This window comes from Piscinibacter sp. (assembly GCF_047600445.1).
GTDB lineage: Bacteria > Pseudomonadota > Gammaproteobacteria > Burkholderiales > Burkholderiaceae_C > Piscinibacter.
Window position 1 is genome coordinate 2,297,934 of sequence record NZ_JASGKT010000002.1, and the last position, 15,222, is coordinate 2,313,155.

The 15,222-nt window shown below is 67.9% G+C and carries 14 protein-coding genes, 1 tRNA gene and 1 riboswitch; of the genes, 8 read left to right on the forward strand and 7 right to left on the reverse strand.

Annotated features, from left to right (window positions below; translation table 11 throughout):
* The 8 genes from QM792_RS14975 (at position 1) to QM792_RS15010 (ending at position 7,829) form a co-directional block, all read left to right on the forward strand.
* A complete protein-coding gene (locus QM792_RS14975; protein WP_415150899.1) occupies positions 1-792 on the forward strand; it encodes a phosphoadenylyl-sulfate reductase in 792 nt (263 codons plus the stop codon).
* On the forward strand, positions 789-1,748 hold the full coding sequence (gene cysD / locus QM792_RS14980) for a sulfate adenylyltransferase subunit CysD (protein ID WP_415150900.1): 960 nt from the start codon (positions 789-791) through the stop codon (positions 1,746-1,748). The genes QM792_RS14975 and cysD overlap by 4 nt, the downstream gene beginning before the upstream one ends.
* Positions 1,748-3,031 carry a sulfate adenylyltransferase subunit 1 gene (locus tag QM792_RS14985; RefSeq protein ID WP_415150901.1) on the forward strand — a complete coding sequence of 428 codons (1,284 nt, stop codon included), beginning with the start codon at positions 1,748-1,750 and terminating at the stop codon, positions 3,029-3,031. Before cysD ends, QM792_RS14985 begins: the two co-directional genes overlap by 1 nt.
* Positions 3,032-3,038: 7 nt before the next feature.
* Positions 3,039-3,806 carry a uroporphyrinogen-III C-methyltransferase gene (gene cobA, locus QM792_RS14990; RefSeq protein WP_415150902.1) on the forward strand — a complete coding sequence of 256 codons (768 nt, stop codon included), beginning with the start codon at positions 3,039-3,041 and terminating at the stop codon, positions 3,804-3,806.
* A gap of 57 nt (positions 3,807-3,863) precedes the next feature.
* The gene (gene fdxA / locus QM792_RS14995; RefSeq protein WP_415150903.1) at positions 3,864-4,187 is read left to right on the forward strand and encodes a ferredoxin FdxA; all 324 of its coding nucleotides are present in this window, start codon (positions 3,864-3,866) and stop codon (positions 4,185-4,187) included.
* Between the two features lie 4 nt (positions 4,188-4,191).
* Positions 4,192-5,292, forward strand: a complete 1,101-nt coding sequence (locus QM792_RS15000; RefSeq protein WP_415150904.1) for an NAD(P)/FAD-dependent oxidoreductase — start codon at positions 4,192-4,194, stop codon at positions 5,290-5,292.
* 89 nt (positions 5,293-5,381) lie between these two features.
* Positions 5,382-5,488: riboswitch (TPP riboswitch) on the forward strand.
* A 54-nt stretch (positions 5,489-5,542) separates the two neighbouring features.
* A complete protein-coding gene (locus tag QM792_RS15005; RefSeq protein ID WP_415150905.1) occupies positions 5,543-7,717 on the forward strand; it encodes a TonB-dependent siderophore receptor in 2,175 nt (724 codons plus the stop codon).
* A gap of 36 nt (positions 7,718-7,753) precedes the next feature.
* A tRNA-Asn gene (locus tag QM792_RS15010) sits at positions 7,754-7,829 on the forward strand.
* A gap of 269 nt (positions 7,830-8,098) precedes the next feature.
* Here the strand turns inward: QM792_RS15010 and QM792_RS15015 are convergent.
* The 7 genes from QM792_RS15015 to QM792_RS15045 form a co-directional block, all read right to left on the reverse strand.
* The gene (locus tag QM792_RS15015; RefSeq protein ID WP_415150906.1) at positions 8,099-8,347 is read right to left on the reverse strand and encodes a hypothetical protein; all 249 of its coding nucleotides are present in this window, start codon (positions 8,345-8,347) and stop codon (positions 8,099-8,101) included.
* Positions 8,348-8,858: 511 nt separating this feature from the next.
* A complete protein-coding gene (locus tag QM792_RS15020) occupies positions 8,859-9,293 on the reverse strand; it encodes a hypothetical protein (protein WP_415150907.1) in 435 nt (144 codons plus the stop codon).
* Entirely contained in the window at positions 9,290-9,751 is a 462-nt protein-coding gene (locus QM792_RS15025) for a DUF5681 domain-containing protein (protein WP_415150908.1), read from the reverse strand. The genes QM792_RS15020 and QM792_RS15025 overlap by 4 nt, the downstream gene beginning before the upstream one ends.
* Before the next feature lie 22 nt (positions 9,752-9,773).
* Entirely contained in the window at positions 9,774-10,640 is an 867-nt protein-coding gene (locus tag QM792_RS15030; protein WP_415150909.1) for a hypothetical protein, read from the reverse strand.
* Between the two features lie 141 nt (positions 10,641-10,781).
* Positions 10,782-11,267 carry a DUF4411 family protein gene (locus QM792_RS15035; protein WP_415150910.1) on the reverse strand — a complete coding sequence of 162 codons (486 nt, stop codon included), beginning with the start codon at positions 11,265-11,267 and terminating at the stop codon, positions 10,782-10,784.
* A 6-nt stretch (positions 11,268-11,273) separates the two neighbouring features.
* Complete coding sequence (locus QM792_RS15040) at positions 11,274-12,452, reverse strand: ImmA/IrrE family metallo-endopeptidase (RefSeq protein ID WP_415150911.1); 1,179 nt, start codon at positions 12,450-12,452, stop codon at positions 11,274-11,276.
* A gap of 274 nt (positions 12,453-12,726) precedes the next feature.
* Positions 12,727-15,171 carry a DUF5906 domain-containing protein gene (locus QM792_RS15045; protein WP_415150912.1) on the reverse strand — a complete coding sequence of 815 codons (2,445 nt, stop codon included), beginning with the start codon at positions 15,169-15,171 and terminating at the stop codon, positions 12,727-12,729.
* Positions 15,172-15,222: the final 51 nt, after the last annotated feature.

Sequence of the window (15,222 nt, forward strand, 5' to 3'; positions counted from 1 at the left end):
GTGAGCGCAACCAGCGCCCTGCCCTGGATCGCCGCGCCGGCTGCGGGCAACGCCATCGCGCTCTACGCCAGGCGCACGCCGCAGCTCGACGCCAAGATCGAAGCCGCCTTGCAACGCCTGCGCGACGCCAGCATCGAGCACGGCGACGGCCTCGTGCAGAGCAGCAGCCTGGGCGTGGAGGACATGGTCGTCACCGACCTGATCGCGCGCACCCGGCTGCCCATCGCGATCGCGACGCTCGACACCGGCAAACTGCATGCCCAGACGCTGGCGCTGCTGCCGCGCATCGAGGCGCGCTACGGCCGCACGGTCGAAGTGTTCCAACCCGTGGCCGATGCCGTCGTGCAGTTCGTCGCCCGTGAAGGCGAGGATGCGATGTACCGCAGCATCGAACTGCGCAAAGCCTGCTGCGGCGTGCGCAAGATGGAGCCGCTGTCGCGCATGCTGAAGGGCCGTTCGGCCTGGATCACCGGCCTGCGCCGCGAGCAATCGGGCGCGCGTGGCGACGTCGGCTTCGACGAGGACGACGGCAGCCAACGCCGCAAGATCAGCCCCATCGCCGACTGGAGCTGGGCCGAGGTCTGGGCCTATGTCGAGCAATACGACGTGCCCTACAACCCGCTGCACGACGAGTTCATGCCCAGCATAGGCTGCGCGCCCTGCACGCGCGCCATCGCCGTCGGCGAGCCCTTCCGCGCCGGCCGCTGGTGGTGGGAGGACGAAGCCGCCAAGGAGTGCGGCTTGCATGTGAAAGCCGCCTCTGCCGTTTCGATCATTGGAGCCCCGCGATGAATGCGCGCCTGTCCATCGAGCAGTTGCTGCCCGATCTCGACCACACCCACCTCGACTGGCTGGAGGAAGAAGCGATCTTCATCCTGCGCGAGACCGCCGCCGCCTTCGAGCGCCCGGCGCTGCTGTTCTCCGGCGGCAAGGACTCCTGCGTGGTGCTGCGCCTGGCCGAGAAGGCCTTCAAGATCAGGCAGGCCGACGGCTCGTACAAGGGCCGCCTGCCCTTCCCGCTGCTGCACGTGGACACCGGCCACAACTTCCCCGAGGTGATCGAGTTCCGCGACCGGCGTGTCGCCGAGATGGGCGAGCGCCTCGTGGTCGGCCATCTCGAAGACTCGATCCAGCGCGGCACGGTGCGCCTGGCGCACCCGCTCGAATCGCGCAACGGCCACCAGACCGTGACGCTGCTCGAAGCCATCGAGGAGCACCGCTTCGACGCGCTGCTCGGCGGCGCGCGCCGCGACGAAGAAAAGGCGCGCGCCAAGGAGCGCATCTTCAGCCACCGCGATTCTTTCGGCCAGTGGCAGCCCAAGGAACAGCGGCCCGAACTGTGGACGCTGTTCAACACGCGCATCCGCCCCGGCGAGCACATGCGCGCCTTCCCGATCAGCAACTGGACCGAACTCGACGTGTGGCTGTACATCGCGCGCGAGAACATCCCGCTGCCCAGGCTCTACTACGCGCACGACCGTGAGGTGATCCGTCGCCGCGGCCTGCTGGTGCCCCTCACCGACGTGACGCCGCCCGAGGCCGGCGAGCGCGTCGAGACCGCGCAGGTGCGCTTTCGCACCGTGGGCGACATGACCTGCACCTGCCCGGTGGAAAGCGACGCCGCCAGCGCCGCCGACATCGTCGGCGAGACGCTGCAGGTGACCGTCAGCGAGCGCGGCGCCACGCGCATGGACGACCGCACCTCGGAAGCCTCGATGGAGCGGCGCAAGAAGGAAGGCTATTTCTGATGAGCACCACCAACCCCGTGAAGGACCACCGGGCGCTGCGCTTCCTCACCGCCGGCAGCGTCGACGACGGCAAGAGCACGCTGATCGGCCGGCTGCTGTACGACAGCCGCGCGATCCTGGCCGACCAGCTCGACACGCTGGAGAAGAAAGCCGCGGGCAACGCCATCGACCTGAGCCTGCTCACCGACGGCCTGGAAGCCGAGCGCGAGCAGGGCATCACCATCGACGTGGCCTACCGCTACTTCGCCACCAAGGCGCGCAAGTTCATCATCGCCGACGCGCCCGGCCACGAGCAGTACACGCGCAACATGGTCACCGCCGCGGCGGGCAGCGACGCGGCGGTGGTGCTGGTGGACATCACCAAGCTCGACACCGCGCGGCAGCCGGTGACGCTGCTGCCCCAGACGCGCCGCCACGCGCTGCTGGCGCACCTGCTGCGCGTGCCCAGCATCGTGTTCGCCGTCAACAAGCTCGACGCGGTGGCCGATCCGGCGTGGGCCTACGCCGCGGCGCGCGACGCGCTGCTCGGCTTCGCCGAAGCCGCCGGCATCCGCGTGGCCGGCATCGTGCCGGTGTCGGCGCTGCGCGGCGACAACGTCACGCAGCCGCTCGCCGCCCCCTGGTACGACGGCCCCTCGCTGCTGCAACTGCTGGAGAGCCTGCCCACCGCGCAGGAGCGCAAGGACGGCGCGCTGCTCGTGCCGGTGCAGTACGTGGCGCGCGAAGGAGAAGGCACCGGCAACCAGCCGCGCACGCTGTGGGGCCGCATCGCGCACGGCCAGGTGAAAGCCGGCGACACGGTGCAGCTCTTCCCGAGCGGCCAGACCGCCACGGTGGCCGAGCTGCGCCTGGCCGGCGCGACGGTCGGCGTGGCGCAGGCGGGCCAGTCGGCCGGCATCGTGCTCGACCGCCAGCTCGACGTCTCGCGCGGCGACTGGATCGCCACGCCGGGCGCGATTCACGCGGCGCAGCGCTTCAGCGCCACGCTCGCCTGGCTCGACACCGAGCCGGCCGTGGTCGGCCGCAAGTACTGGGTGCGCCACGGCAACCGCTGGGCGCAGGCGCGCATCGCCGCGATCGACCACCGCCTGGACATCCACACGCTGGAAGAGACCGACGCGCACGAGCTGGCCGTCAACGACATCGGCCACGTGACGGTGGAGGTGCAGCAGCCGCTGCCGGTGGAGAGCTACGAGACCAACCGCGTCGGCGGCGCGCTGATCGTCGTCGACCCGGCCAGCAACCGCACCAGCGGCGCGCTGCTGGTGCGCGCGGCGGCCTGAGGCGGCGATGGGCCGCGTCGTCTTCATCGGGGCCGGGCCGGGCGCGGCCGACCTGATCACCGTGCGCGGCGCGCGCACGCTCTCGCGTGCCGACGTGGTGCTGTTCGACGCGCTGACCGACCCGGCGTTGCGCGAGCTGGCGCCGCGCGCGCGCTGGGTGAACGTGGGCAAGCGCGGCTTCGCCGACAGCACCGGCCAGGCCACCATCAACGCGCTGCTGCTGCGCCACGCGCGCGCCGTGGCGCTGGTGGTGCGCCTGAAGGGCGGCGACCCGAGCGTGTTCGGCCGCCTGGAAGAAGAGCTGGAGGCGCTGCAACACGCCGGCATCGCCTGCGAGGTGATTCCCGGCGTCACCGCCGCGCTGGCCGCCGCCGCCGAGACGCAACGCCCGCTGACGCGCCGCGGCGCCGGCCGCAGCGTGGCGCTGGCCACCGCGATGACGCGCGAGGGCGCGTTGCGCGGCAGCCGCGGCGCCGACACCGAGGTCCTCTACATGGCCGGCAAGCAGCTCGCCGCGCTGGCGCGCCGCCTGCGCGAAGCCGGCTGGGCCGACGACGCGCCGGTCAGCGTGGTCTCGCGCGCCGGCTGGCCCGATGCGCTGGCCAGCACGCACGAGGTGGCCACGCTAGGCCGCGCCAGCGTGCTGCACAGCGGCCGGCCGACCGTCGTGACCGTCGGCGCCGGCGCGGCGACGCTCGGAGCCGGCACGCGCGCGCCAGGCGAATCACCGCATCTTGAGACCGGTCAAGCCCTCGCGGAAACCCCGAGCCCCTAAAATCGCCTGTTCGCCGGCGCCAGGCCGTCTTCTCCAACACGCAACCTTCGCATTCCCATGACCCACGTCGTCCTCGAAGCCTGCATCCGCTGCAAGTACACCGACTGCGTGGACGTCTGCCCGGTCGACTGCTTCCGCGAGGGCCAGAACTTCCTCGCCATCGACCCCGACGAGTGCATCGACTGCGCGGTGTGCATCCCGGAATGCCCGGTGAACGCCATCGTTCCCGAGGAAGACGTGCCCGGCAACCAGCAGCACATGATCCCGCTGAACGCCGAGCTGGCGAAGAAGTGGCCGAGCATCACCAAACGCAAGGGCTCGCTGCCCGAGGCCGAGGAGTGGAAAGACCGCACCGGCAAGCTCGACCAGCTCATCAAGTGAACTCATGGAACCTCAATTGAACGACGAAGTGGCACGCACCGCCGGTGCGCACGAAGGCCCGATCGAGACCGACGCCGTGATCGTCGGCGCCGGCCCGGTGGGGCTGTTCCAGGTCTTCGAGCTCGGGCTGCTGGAGATCAAGGCGCACATCATCGACTCGCTGCCCTACCCCGGCGGCCAGTGCATCGAGCTGTACCCCGACAAGCCGATCTACGACATCCCGGCCGTGCCGGTGTGCACCGGCAAGGAGCTGACCGACAACCTGCTCAAGCAGATCGAGCCCTTCGGCGCCACGCACCACTACGGCCAGGAAGTGACCGTGGTGCAGAAGCTCGACGACGGCCGCTTCAACGTCGAGACCAGCAAGGGCACGCGCTTCCTGACCAAGACCATCTTCATCGCCGGCGGCGTGGGCTCGTTCCAGCCGCGCACGCTGAAGGTCGAGGGGCTAGACGCCTACGAGGACAAGCAGGTCTTCTACCGCGTCAAGAACCCGGCGCAGTTCGCCGGCAAGAACCTCGTCATCATCGGCGGCGGCGATTCGGCGCTCGACTGGACGCTGAACTTCGTGCAGGACGGCCCGAACAAGGCCGCGAGCGTCATCCTCATCCACCGCCGCGACGGCTTCCGCGCCGCGCCGGCCAGCGTGGCGAAGATGAAGGAGCTGTGCGACGCCTACGAGATGCAGTTCATCGTCGGCCAGGCCACCGGCATCGAGGAAGCCGACGGCCGCATCACCGGCGTGAAGATCACCGGCGGCGACGGCGTCACGCGCGTCGTGCCGATGGACATGCTGCTGGTGTTCTTCGGCCTTTCCCCGAAGCTCGGCCCGATCGCCGAGTGGGGGCTGAACATCGAGCGCAAGCAGATCGTCGTCGACACCGAGAAGTTCGAGACCAGCACGCCGGGCATCTTCGCGGTGGGCGACGTGAACACCTACCCGGGCAAGAAGAAGCTGATCCTGTCGGGCTTCCACGAAGCCGCGCTGGCGGCCTTCGCGGCGGCGCCGTACATCTTCCCGGAAAAGCGCATCCATCTGCAGTACACGACCACCAGCCCGAAGCTGCACAAGGTGCTGGGCGTGGAGACGCCGACCTTCGACTGACGCCTATCGGCACGACGGATGGCGGGGCCCGCGATGCGGGCCCCTTTTCATTTGCTGGATAATCATCGAGCGGCGCAACCCGTGTGCGCCGCATCCGCTAGGGGTGTTGGCCGCTTCGACAGAAGCGGCCGACTGAGAGAGTCCCTTCGAACCTGATTGAGGTAATCCTCGCGCAGGGAAGCATGGCCGACACGCCGCCGCGTTCTGCGGCGGCACGGCCCGCCGACCTGCCATCCACGCAAACAAGCAGATGGCACACCTTCACCGCAAACACACCAGCACCCATCGAACGCCGGTCGCCTTCGCGATCGCCCTGGCCTTCTCGACAACCGCCCACGCACAGCCGCAGCAGGAGACGCAGCAGGAGACGCAGCTCGCGCCCGTCGTCGTGCAGGGCCGCGCCGCGCCGGCCGCCAGCGTGGCCGGCTGGGGCGACCTGCCGCTGTCGCTGACGCCGATCCAGGCCGCCGTGTTCGGCACCGACGAGGCCAGGGACCGCGGCGCGCAGCGCCTGTCCGACGTCGCCGGCGCCGACGCGGCCGTCAGCGACGCCTACAACACCGAGGGCTACTGGGACTACCTGACGGTGCGCGGCTTCGTCATCGACAACCGCTTCAACTACCGCCGCGACGGCCTGCCGATCAGCGCCGAGACCTCGATCGCGCTGGACAACAAGGAACGCATCGAGGTGCTCAAGGGCACCAGCGGCATGCAGGCCGGCACCAGCGCGCCGGGCGGGCTGGTGAACCTCGTCGTCAAGCGCCCCACGAGTGCGCCGCTGCGGCGCGCCTCGCTCGAATGGCACGAGCGCGCCTCGCTGACCGGCGCCGTCGACCTGAGCCAGCGCTTCGGCGAGGGCGAGGCCTTCGGCGTGCGCGTCAATGCGGCGGCCGCGCATTTCGAGCCCAAGGTGCGCGACGCGCGCGGCGAGCGCTACCTCGCCGCCATCGCCGCCGACTGGCGCATGTCCGCCGATGCGCTGCTCGAAGCCGAGATCGAGACCAGCCGCCGCTCGCAGCCCAGCGTGCCGGGCTTCAGCCTGCTGGGGGCGAGCGTGCCGGCGCCGGTCGACCCGCGCATCAACCTCAACAACCAGGCCTGGGCGCTGCCGATGGTGCTGCAGGGCACGACCGCATCGCTGCGCTGGCAGCAAAAGCTCGCCGAGGGCTGGAAGTTCGTCGCGCACGCGGCGACGCAGCGGCTGGCCAGCGACGACCGCATCGCCTTCCCGTTCGGCTGCACCGACAGCGACGGAACCTACTACGCCGACCGCTTCTGCCCGAATGGTGACTTCGACCTCTACGACTTCCGCAGCAACGGCGAGCGCCGCCGCAGCGACGCGCTCGAGCTCGGCGTCTCGGGCCGGCTGCGCACCGGCGCGATCGAGCATGCGCTCGCGGCCGGTATGTTGCACGGCCGCGTCAGGAACCGCTTCGGTCTGCAGACCTTCGCCTACAGCGGCACCGGCCACATCGACGGCAGCATCACCGACCTGCCCGCCAACCCGACGCCGAACGACTTCAACACCGACCGCGACGAGCGCTCGACCGAGCTGAGCCTGCGCGACGCCATCGCCTTCGACGCGAGGAACACGCTGTGGCTCGGCCTGCGCCACACGCGGCTGCACCGCCGCAGCGAACGCAACGACCCAGCCGACCCGCGCACGGCCGACTACAGGCAGTCGTTCACCACGCCCTTCGTCGCCGCCAGCCACGCCTGGGCGCCGGGTCAACTGGCCTATGCCAGTTGGGGCCGCGGCGTGGAATCCGACGTGGCGCCGAACCGCGCGCGCTACGCCAACGCCGGCCAGACCTTCACGCAGACCAGCCGCCAGGTCGAACTGGGCCTCAAGGGCGGCGCCGGCGAGGCCGAATGGAACGCGGCGCTGTTCGACATCCGCCGGCCGCGCCTGGGCGACTTCGGCGACTGCGACCTCGACGGCTCGTGCATCCGCCGCCTCGACGGCGAACAGCACCACCGCGGCATCGAGATCGGCGCCACCATGGCGCTGCGCGACTGGACGCTGCGCGCCGGCGTGCAATGGCTGCGCGCGCGCGTGCAGGGCCCGGCGGACCCGACGGTCGACGGCAGGCAGCCCACCAACGTGCCGGCGCGCACGCTCGAGCTGCAGGCCGAGCACCGCCTCGCCGCCCTGCCCGGCCTGACGCTGCAAGCCGCCCTGCGCGCCGAGAGCCGGCGCCAGGTGCTGCCCGACAACAGCGTGCAGATCCCGGGCTGGGCGCGCATCGACCTCGGCGCGCGCTGGCACACGCACTGGGCCGGCAGCGCGCTGACCTGGCGCGCCGGCGTCGACAACCTCGCCGACCGCCGCGCCTGGCGCGAATCGCCCTACCAGTTCGGCCACGCCTACCTGTTCCCGCTCGCGCCGCGCACCTTCCGCCTGTCGGTGCAGGCCGAGCTGTAGGAGGCCCCGAATCCCGGCTATAATGCGAGGCTCTGTTCCTCGATAGCTCAGTCGGTAGAGCGCCGGACTGTTAATCCGTAGGTCCCTGGTTCGAGCCCAGGTCGGGGAGCCAAAAATCGCTAGCAATAGCAAGCACTTAGCCCAGCCCTCACCGGCTGGGCTTTTTGCTTTCTGGGCCAATGTCAGCGGGTTCTCAGCGTGCCAACAAGGTCGCTGGCACACGCTCAGCATTCAAGACAGCACCCGCGCATGGCGGGTGCCGAATGCAGGTTCCCCGCTGGAGAGGCGGTGCCCGCTGGTGCACATCTGTCGCCTGTCGCACCCGAACGCGGTGACGCGCGCTGAAAGCGACCGCGCGTCACGAAGGCACCGTCACGCCGCTCAGTCGTCGCACTCCACGTACTCACCCGTATCCAGCTTCCGGCCGAAGAACAGGCGCAGGTTCGGCGTCAGCCCGCCGTTCAGGGCCACCGCAGCATCGCGCAGAGTCTTGGCCGCCACGTCGATCTGCTCGGCATGTGCCGCCACGCTCGGCCTGATGCCACCCAGCGATGCCAGCCGCTGCGCGAGCGCCTGCACGTCGATGGCGGCCGTTTCAACGTCCTGGGCGAGGATGACGCGGCGGTCCATGTGTGGTCACCTGCCGCGAGGGGGTGTGCTCGACCGGCCCCGCGATGCGCCCGTGTGTCCCGTGCCTCGGCTGGTGCGCGACGCGCCTGGCTGAGCCACGCCCGACAGCGCCTCGCGCCGCCGAGCTTCGTGCGCCTGCTGGGTGCCTTCACGCCAGCGCTTCAGTTCTTCGTCCGTCAGCTTCATGTTCACCTTGTGATGCTTGGCAGAGGCGGACGCTTCGGGCGCGCCTCTTGAGGCCGGTTCGGGTCGGGCGTGTGGTAGTCGATACCCTCGCGCCGCACGCCCAGCGGTTCACCTACAGGGCGCAGCGGTGCACCCCCGTCCCGCGTGTCCTCCACAGCGGCTGACCACGCGGCTGCCTGCTTCGGCACCGCAATGGCCTCCCACTCGTCGCAGCTAAGGATGCGAGGGATCAGCAGCACGCCCCGCCGTGCGCCTCCGTCTTCGTCGCCCAGCAGCGAGGACTCGACCGAAGACAGTCGCTTGAGCGTGGAGGCAGAGACGCGGCTCACTGGAACCTCGGCAGCGGACCGTCGAACGCGCAGAGGTCAGCCAGCATCCCCAGCGCCTGCACGCGGCGCATCGGATCGCGCTCGTGGTCCGCGTCGTGCCACAGGGCGCGCTTGACGTTGAATAGTGAGTCCGCCTGCTGCGGGTCAGCGGGCGGCGGTGTGGTCATGCAGCGCACGAGCACCTGATGCTGGAGCCCGCGCGTCAGCTTCATCTCGCGCACCGCATCCACCACCCGCGCCCACAGCGCGCGGCAGTCCTCGCCCGGGGCTCTGACCACGCTCGTGCGCGTGGCAGGGAAATCGTCGTCGCTATGCGCGGTGCACTGCACCCACAGCGGCGGGCCTTCCTCGTCGCCCACGATCACTGTGTAGATCATGATGCAGTCGTTGCTCGCCATGCTGACTAGGGTGGAGGCGCGTGTGGTGGTCATACGGGTTGTCCTGTCTGAAGCACGCCGCCGCGAGCGCCGGTGTGCTGTGCCTCTCTCGTGGCCTGCTCCAGTAGTTCGATGCGCGCGGCCAGTTCATCGGTCTGTCGCAGCCCCGCGAACGAGGACAGGCACTCGACCAGGAGCTTCCCGGTCTCGGGGTCCAGTTCGCCCGCTGCCACTGCCACGAGCACCTGCTGCGCCTGTGCGGTGAGCGGGCCGGTCGGGTCGAGCGCAAACTGCACCCGCTCCGCTCGCGGACGCACGGGGGGCTGGATGCGTTCGAGCACCAGCTTCGCCGCCTGCATGTCGCCATCCTTGGCGGCGTCGATGACCGCTTTGGTCACGTCCTCGGCAGCGGCATCGAGCGCGATGGAGACTCGAGTCTTCTTGTTGAGTGCACCCGGAGGACGCCCGCGAGGGTTGCCGGATTGGCCGGCCTTGAACTTGCCGTCGGTCATTGCTTGCAGGTAGGAAACAGGGTCAGCCGAACGACGCAGCGGCCTGGGCATCGCGCAGTCGCTTGACCGTCTCGTACTTGACGCCCATCGCGCGCTCGACGGTGCCGAACAACGAAGCGCCTGCGTGCTCCAGCTTGCCCGACACGGCCTGCAGCAGTGCCAGCCGCTTCGTCAGCGCAGGGTTGCGCTTGGCGTTCCATTGCTTGATGAGTGCGGCCCGCATGTCTTCGGTCAGGCCCGACAGGAACGCGGGCGCACCCAGGATCGCGCTGACGGACTGCGCGTCGCCCTGCGCGATGAGATTGCCGACGAACTGCGCCGGGCTCTTCTCCGACTTGGCGTGCGCTCGAATCTCGGTCGCCAGCGTCGTATGGGTGCCCACCGCGACGGCGCGGCCTAGTTCTTCCTCGGTGGCCTTGATCTGCGCCGTGAGCGACTGGTAGGCGCTGTCCGCCTTCCGCGACGCCGCCTCCATCAACTTGTCGGCGAAGGTCGCCACCTTGAGCACTTGCGCCGCTTCGCTACCCAGCGTCGGGTCGCGCGTGGACTTGTCGCGGGCGTCGATGATGCTGACCACAGCGGCATGCATCGCGTCGAACGCCGCGACCGAGCCCGCGAGCGAGGCCGCGTGATCCTCGTAGCCGTCGAGCTTGCTGATGTTCTCGGACTGGTAGGCCAACGGAGGGCGCGTCAGCATCTCGCGGCGCAACTTGCTCTCGTACCGCTGCGGGTGCCCGATGGGGCGCGAGCTGAGCGCGGCGTCGATGGGTGCAGCGCCTAAGCGCACGGCAGCCTGCTGCTCACCCGTGGTCAGCGGGCGTTCGGGTTCCTCGGTGATGCTGTCCTGCTCGTCGTCGGCAGTGACGGTGGACTCGGTGGCGGTGGACATGGTCGGTTGCTCCATGCAAACGGATGCGTTTGCTGTGCGTAGCTGGTAAACAGCTGGCACGGTACGGCTCAACCGGGTTCGAGCACAACGACCACATAGGGACGCACGTCCCATCGGCCAAAGGATTCAATGTCCGCGGGCCTAGAAACTCCAGCCGCGGTGCTCGATGAAGTCCGCCAGCTTGTAGCAGGTGATCTGCTCAGCACGGCAAACATCGGGAATGCGAGGGCTATCCTTCCTCCCGTTGTCCTCTTCGCTCACCACGATGATCTTGCCGTGGCGGACCCGAGCAAGCGCGATGACAAAGGGATCGCCGCCGGACTTGCCCTTCACTGTATCGACCAGGCGCGGATACGTTCCCATGATGTGCTGCATGTGTTCCTGCTGAGCGTCATCTACCTCGACGCACAGATCGCCCGCGCGCGCCTTGCACCAAGCGTGCACATCGTCGTCCTTTTTTGACAACTCGTTCAGCACTTCAACCGAAGCAACGACCAGTCCCGAGGACACACACTCCTCAAGCTTCAACCAGAACGACGGGAAATTCTTTGGCCGGTACGCACGGTTCCATGCATGGATGAGGGAACTTGAGTCGAAGCTGAACAGCGTGTTGTCGTTGAGCGGCATCGTGCGTCACCCCACAAAGCGCCGTTGGAGCGATTCGATGTGTTTCACGCGGATGCCGAGGTACCCGGCAACGTCGCTCAGCGTGATCCTGCGCTGGTAGTAGTTGCCCAGCACCAGCCCTACGAACGGCCGCCCAAGGTCGCTCAACGACTCCTGTGCCATGTTCCGCTTCATCCCCGCTGCTGGGGGCCTTGCCGCCTTCTCACGCTCGTACTCGGCGGCGTACTCAGCAACCTTCTCGAAGTACAGATCCCAGTTCGCGCGTCCTGCACCGACGAGGCGGATCAGAAGCGCCGGTCGGCTCACCCCGAAACGACGAGCAACGCGGACGATGGCATCGTCCGTGAGTGCGGCACTGCCAGCGAGCGCAGCATCCAGTTCGGCTAGCACCGCGTCCCGCGGCATTAGAGCCGCCGATGCAATGGCATTGCACCGAAGCTCAATGTCGGGGCTAGCGGGCTGCGCAGCGTCGAACTTCATGTCCGATACGCCACTCTCACGCAACGCGACGTGCGCGAACTCGTGCATCATCGAAAAGAGGCGACGCTGCACCACATCCTTCCTGTTCACGACAACGACCGGCATCGTGTCGTAGGCCAACGCGAAGCCAGACGCTTCTGCCTGCGGAATACGAGAGCTCTGGAAGACGAGGACACCCTTGCTCTCCAACGCCATCCGCCACGTCCTGAACGCAGTCCTGCCGGTGGCGTCGCCTCCGAAGCTCCCAATCTGGCCGATGGTCACGCCAAGGAAGTCGCGGATCGCTTCGCCTGCTCGCTCAGCGTTCTCGCTGCCAAGCCTGAACGCAAGGGGCTCTACCGGTTCGTCGAGCTCGGTTTGAAGCTCAAGGGCCAGTTCGCGACGTTGCTGCGCGGAGCGGATCTCCTGTGTCAGTGCAGGCGAGTAGGCCCGATCCTGCCCTGCGACCGGGCGACGCAGATCACTAATCACCTGGAAGCGCACCGGAACTTCTTGCAGGTAAAACGCTGCGAGAGGGCGCTTGTACAGCGCAGCGAGGTTTCGCAGTTGTGGGAGGCTCGGGCGGTCGTCGCCGGACTCCCATGCCGCGAGTTGACCCAAGTCCATCTTCAAGGCAGCCGCTGCCGCTTCGACCGTGAAGCCGGCAGACGACCGAGCCCACTGAAGGATCTCCGGCTTGACGGTGGCGAAGACGCGGGTGGCCATGTTCGGGAGGGAGTGTAGAGCCTTCGATTCTGGGCGTGCAGTGGCTCACCAAGCGAGCCATCGCTCAGGCTGGGAACGTGCTCCCACAGGGTCCGAATCGCGACGCCTTGGTAGGTACGACGACAGGACTTCTAGAACGCCGGCCCCTGGGGGTGTATGGGGGTGTAGTGGGGTGTAGCCGGGGGGCAGCTCACCCTACCGTATTGCTTGGGAGTGAACCCTACGCGAGATAAACCCCCCATACACGCGGCTACACCCCCATACACGTCTCCGCTTAAAGGTCCTGCCTGCGCAGTTCTGCCAGCACGGTGTCGAGGCTGGCGTGTGCCCATCTGTCGGCGCTCCTCACGATCCACACCGCGACTGGCGTGCTGGTCCTGCCAGCCAGCCTCACCTTGCCTGTGCCGTTGCCCTTCCAGCGAACGATGCCAGCTTGCTCGGCGCGGTACTTGAGTCTCCCGTCCTGCCTGTCCTGGTCGTAGAGCTGCTGGGCCAGTTCCGTACCGGTAATCACGTCGCGCGGCCATGTGCGCACAAGCTCGAGCGCACGGTCGTCCGCCTCGCTGCGTACCGACTCAATGACAGCTTGCTTGGCCTCGTTCATGACAGGCCGCGCGCCTGGGTTGAAGAACTGCAAGTCTCGCTGTCGGAGCCACTCACGCACAGAAGCGATGAACAGCGGGTCATCCAGCAGCGTGTAGAGCCCGGCGTAGTAGCTCTCGTCCTGCATCGGGTCGCCGTTTCGCACGACGTTCCAGCGCCGGTCGTTGTCACCAATAGGAATCGCGCTCACGTAGTTGCTGAAGATCAGCCAGCGGCAGCAGTTGTGCTCGACGTGCTCGAAGCCGTACTTCGGGTTTATGTGTCGCTCAGTCGCCGTCACCATCGACTTGAACTTCTCGGAGTTCCGCGTTGCGGTGCCATGGTGCCCCTCGTTCGCCTCATCAATCACGGCCAGGAGACGGCGGGAGAGCCGTCCATTGAACCCGCTGGACAGCGTCTGGTTCAAGTCGAAGTCCAGCGCGACGTGCCCCTTCCATACATGGGCAAGGACCGCTGCCATCCAGTTCCGCCCGACGCCCTGCTTCGGCGCGACCATCAGGTAGCCACTGTGAGGCAGCACGCCGGGGTTTTGCTCGATGTGCGCGAGCCAGTCCAAGAACCGGGTGCACTCCGCCTGCATCGGCACAAGGAACTCGACGTGCTTCACGAAGGGCTGGGCACGCGCCTGCCAATCGAGTGGCGCGGCATGTGGTCGGGGACGCCACAAGTTCAGCGCATGGTTGCCGAAGGGGTCGGCGCAAAACGGCCCATGCCGTGGATCGAACGTCAGCGTGTCGGCGCGAAGACGGTTCGGTCGCTTCAGCCAAAGCTCAATCGACGGTCGAGCGGCAGTCCTCTTCTCGCCCTTGGCATCTTCCTCTTCGATCTCGGTGAAGCTTGCAGCGAAGTCATTGCGCATGTCGGCTAGCGGCGCGTTGGCAGTGGGACGGTCCAGGAACGCGACGAACGACTTGGCGCGGATGAAGACCAGTTGCTTCTCCATGTCGTCCGCCGAGAGCACCGGCATGGGCGTTGGCTCCAGCGTCCCATCGCCCACCTTCTTGATACGCTCCCAGCGTTCGATCTTCACGCGCGCAAGCGCTTCCGCTTCAGCGGCCATGCGCGACCGGATTCGCCTCAGCGTGTAGTCGAGATACCTGTCGTTCTTGGTCGCCTTCGCGCGCTTCCCGAGCTCGGATTCCCGGAACATATCGCGGCACTGCTGATTGCTCGGACTGTAGAAGGCGAGCATCGCCATCAGGGCCATGTCGGCTTCAGACTGGCTCGGGTACTCCGGACGACCGATCCACGCGCCACGCCACAGCATGTTGAACTTCTCGGCGTTGGCCGCTGTGCTCGCGCGCAGGAAGATCGCTGAGTTGGGTTCGGCGGGCGGAACCTCGACCAGTTCGATGACCGGCGGACGCTCTGCCATCGTCTCCATCTGCGTGAGCATGTTCGACAGGTACTCTTGCCTGTCGATGATCGGTCGATCCAGTCGCACGTCGCCCGTGCAAGCGATGAACCGCTCTTGGCTGTAGACCTCCACGCCGTTGCGCTTCCGGCCCGCACCGATCTTGCCCCGGACCCATATGTGAAGCCCCTGGCCTGACTGACTGCGCTCGCAGTAGCTGTCGAAGCCTTCGATCATTCGGGCGTAGAGGTGGAGATCCTCTTGCGGTGTCCAGCGGTCCGGCTCGTCGGGGTAGTTGTTCCCATTCCTCACGTCGAGGTCGATGCAGGTATACGGGTCGCCTGCCGACAGTACGTAGCCGATGCCCAGACCGTGAGCCCAAGCGGCATCCGCCGCGCGGTCGAACGATAGCCACGTCGCAGGGTTCGTGCTGCTCCCTGCGTGGAATCGTCCGTCGGGCGTGATGCTGGTTGGCACCTTCAGTTCGCCCCGCGCGTTCGGCCCAGCCAATAGCCACTGCGGCCGCTCGCGCAGTTCCTGCGGTATGCAACCCCAGTGCACCACCCGTTGGGCGGGCTGCGCGGCGGCAGGGGCCGCGATCGGCAGTGCGCCGGTACTTGGGGTGCACCCCGCGCGATCGTCGCTTGCAGCGCCCGCGCTGCGCTGGTGCTCCAACTGCTGGCCGTCGTAGGCTTGTGCGCTCGTACTTGGTTGGGCGGCGAGGGTGTCGGAGCCCTCCCGCCCGCTTTCTTGATCACTCATGGTCTTGAAGCTCGTATGAGGCTGACACGCCGCGACGCAGGCGAGACCGCG